Origin of the sequence: Silvanigrella sp., from assembly GCF_044369315.1 — a bacterium.
Lineage (GTDB): Bacteria > Bdellovibrionota_B > Oligoflexia > Silvanigrellales > Silvanigrellaceae > Silvanigrella.
The window spans coordinates 1-3,137 of sequence record NZ_JBIPMD010000314.1 but is presented as its reverse complement, the minus strand read 5'-3'; the positions used below and the strand labels follow the sequence as shown (position 1 = coordinate 3,137).

General features: G+C 28.0%; 3 protein-coding genes. 1 reads left to right on the top strand and 2 read right to left on the bottom strand.

The features are described 5' to 3' along the window. The first annotated feature begins 91 nt into the window (after window positions 1–91). Window positions 92–934: a bestrophin family protein gene (locus ACIQ56_RS16085; protein WP_397602054.1), complete on the top strand. Its 843-nt coding sequence runs from the start codon at window positions 92–94 to the stop codon at window positions 932–934. Window positions 935–973: 39 nt separating this feature from the next. On the opposite strand, the gene ACIQ56_RS16080 is transcribed toward ACIQ56_RS16085, so the two are convergent. Both ACIQ56_RS16080 and ACIQ56_RS16075 read right to left on the bottom strand, forming a co-directional pair. Continuing rightward, window positions 974–2,464, bottom strand: a complete 1,491-nt coding sequence (locus ACIQ56_RS16080; RefSeq protein WP_397602053.1) for a flavin monoamine oxidase family protein — start codon at window positions 2,462–2,464, stop codon at window positions 974–976. Window positions 2,465–2,709: 245 nt separating this feature from the next. Further along, on the bottom strand, window positions 2,710–3,137 hold a 428-nt coding region (locus ACIQ56_RS16075; protein ID WP_397602052.1), incomplete at its 5' end, for a TCP-1/cpn60 chaperonin family protein.

The window sequence follows — 3,137 nt, the reverse complement described above, 5'->3', positions numbered from 1 at the left end:
AATATATAGAGGTGTTTTATAATCGAATTCGTGCTCATTCTGCCCTTGATTATCATGCACCTTTAGAATATGAAGAAAATTATGAAATTTAATAGTCCACTTTTCGGGGATCATACCAGGCTCTGTAACACCCAAAGTTTTACATAGGGTATTCCTAATTATGATATATTCTTTTTTAGTAATTAAATTAAATCACTTTTTTCCTTTACCTACTTTATCCTTAAGTCCTTTCCAATACACTGGCTTTGCTTTAAGTGTTCTTCTAGTATTAAGAATAAATGCCGGCCTAGAAAGATGGTGGGAAGCCAGAAAACTTTGGGGCCAAATATTAAATCAAAGTAGAAATTTAGCAATAATTATTTCTTGTTATTGTAATAATAAAGAAAAAATAAATAAACTTTTAAATTATATTTCTTGTTGGCCATATGTTATAATGTCAAATCTAAGAAATCAGGAAATTCATCCCAAAGTATCTTCTTTATTAGAAAAAGAAGATTTTGAAAAAATTATTAAATCAGAGCATAAGCCAGCACTACTTGCTTTGAAAATAGATAGTCTAGTTAAAGAAATAAGAGATTTTGGATTAGATAATTACAGCTACAATCAAGCACAGAACGAAAGATTTTTATTACTTGATGCAGTAGGAGCATGTGAAAGAATTTCAAGTACACCCATACCATTTGTATTAGCAATAAAAATAAGAAGATTTATACTTTTATTTTTAGTTTTATTGCCATTTTGCTTAAGTGATAAAAATGAGTTTTATACATCATTTATTTGTGTTTTAGTTGCATATCCACTTTTATCATTAGATGAAATTGGAATTCAATTACAAAACCCTTTTTCTATTAAAAGTTTAAGTTGTTTACCTATAGAAGAAATATGTCAAAAAATTTGTGATAATATTTTAAAAATTAAAGATTTTAATGATTAATAAATATTTCTTTAAAATAATGAATCACAATAAAATCTCTTATACAAGAAAATATTTCTTAGCAGTATTTATTGCAGATTCAACAGCCCCTTCAATATAACCATAGTTATTATAGCTGGTGTGTTCTCCAATAAAAAACAATCTATTGTTCAGTTCTGGTTCATTAAAATTTCCATATATCGTTGTCATTTGGCCTTTTAAAGGGAAACTATAGGAACCATGTGTGTATTTATCTTCGATCCAATATTTTTCAACAAATTTATTATTATAAAACGTTTTTGAATTTGGCCAAACTTTATTATAAAATTCTAATGTTTCTTTAATAAGGTTTTTATTTATTTTTTTTCCAAAATTACCACCAAACCAAGTATTTAACGCACCCATATTTCCTTTTTGAAATTGGGTCGGCTCCCAAAAACAGCCTCCAAGCTCATCGGTTGCGAATCTTTTTAAAAGCTTAGGTTCAGAAGTTTCATTTGCCCAAAAACGATTTTCAAAATTTAATATTAATTTTCCATTTGAACCAAAACCAAGTTCTTTTATATTTTTTAATTTTATTGGATTTAATTCTAATTTATCAAAACCTTCTACTTTTCTTAATGCACCTAACGGAATTGCCATAACAATTTTTTTTGCTTTAATTTCTTTTGTACCAAATGGAGTAATAAATGTTAGTAAAAAATACGTTACTTTATCAGAAATTCTTATTAAATCATATCCCATATTAATTTTAATTTTATTTGACAAACGCACTTTTAAAGTTTCAATTAGCTTTATATTTCCACCATCAATAGAATATTTTTCATCTAATCCGCTATATATTGTAAATTTTTCTTCACTTGAAAAGTCAGTAGGAAATACTTGGAGAAAAACAATTGAACTAATTTCACTCATATCAGGACCCATGAGAGCGCTATATGCTTTATTAAGGATATGAATAAACCAAGGTTCAATATCTTTAGCATATTTTTCAAGATATTCAGATGCGGAAAGATTATCAAATTCTTTCCAAGCGTCTTGATTTGTTTTATAGTCAGGCCAGTTTACTTCATTATTATTTGTGTATTTATCTAATATTTTTTTATTAATAATACCTAATTTTTTAGCTTCTTGAAATATTTCTAATTTCGATTTTTTTTCATTATGTGCAAAATAAATATCTTTAGAAATATTATCATGAATATTATCTTCAATTAATTTTAAATTAAGTTCTTTGCATAATTTTAACGTATATAACTGATCACTATTAATATGTTCTCCACCTAGTTCAACATGTTGGTGATCTGAATTAAAATTTAAAATTGTTTGAATTCTTCCACCTAACCTAGAATTGTTAGATTCAAACATTTGAATATTCATTTTTTGATTTTTAAGTAAGTAGCAAAAAGTGAGACCAGAAACTCCAGATCCTACAACGGCAATATCTAAATAATTATCTGAAATTGCAGAAATTCTTGAATTAAAAAATAAGCCTGAACTTAAAATTGTAGTATTTTTTAAAAAATCTCTTCTTGAGTTTTTAACCACCATTATTTAAATTCCTTTTTAGTTCTTTAAAAATAATAATATTTAATAAAAATAACGGGGCACCCAAAATAAAATATAAAACATATCGTATTGCTTATACAAGACCTACTCTATTTTTTAATTCATAAAAACAATTTGATAAAAACATAAATAATAATTTATTTTATTCAAATATAAAAAAACCCGCAATAAAAATATTTTTATTGCGGGTTTTAAATAAAACTTTTTAAAATGAATTTAAAAAGAAATTACATCATTCCTGGGTATCCACCGCCAGCTGGCATTGGAGCTGCTTTGTCGTCTTTTGGACGCTCTGCAATCATACACTCTGTTGTAAGTAACAACGAAGCAACAGATGCTGCGTTTTGCAATGCAGAACGAGTTACTTTAGTTGGGTCGATAATACCACATGCAACCATGTCTTCATAACGCTCTTCTTTTGCATTAAAGCCAAAATTTGCAGATGTATTTTCACGAACTTTGTTAAGAACAACGGATGGCTCTTGGCCACCATTTGCAACGATTTGACGAAGTGGCTCTTCAGAAGCACGAGCGATAATATCAATACCAAAACGCTCATCATTTGTTGCTTTTGCACGTAAAGCTTCAAGAACTTTTTGCGCACGAATAAGAGCAACACCGCCCCCTGGAACAATTCCTTCTTCAACAGCAGCAC

Bases quoted from the DNA above. Each gene is read 5' to 3' on its own strand.
- ACIQ56_RS16080 (WP_397602053.1), bottom strand. From the start codon at position 2,464: ATGGTGGTTAAAAACTCAAGAAGAGATTTTTTAAAAAATACTACAATT.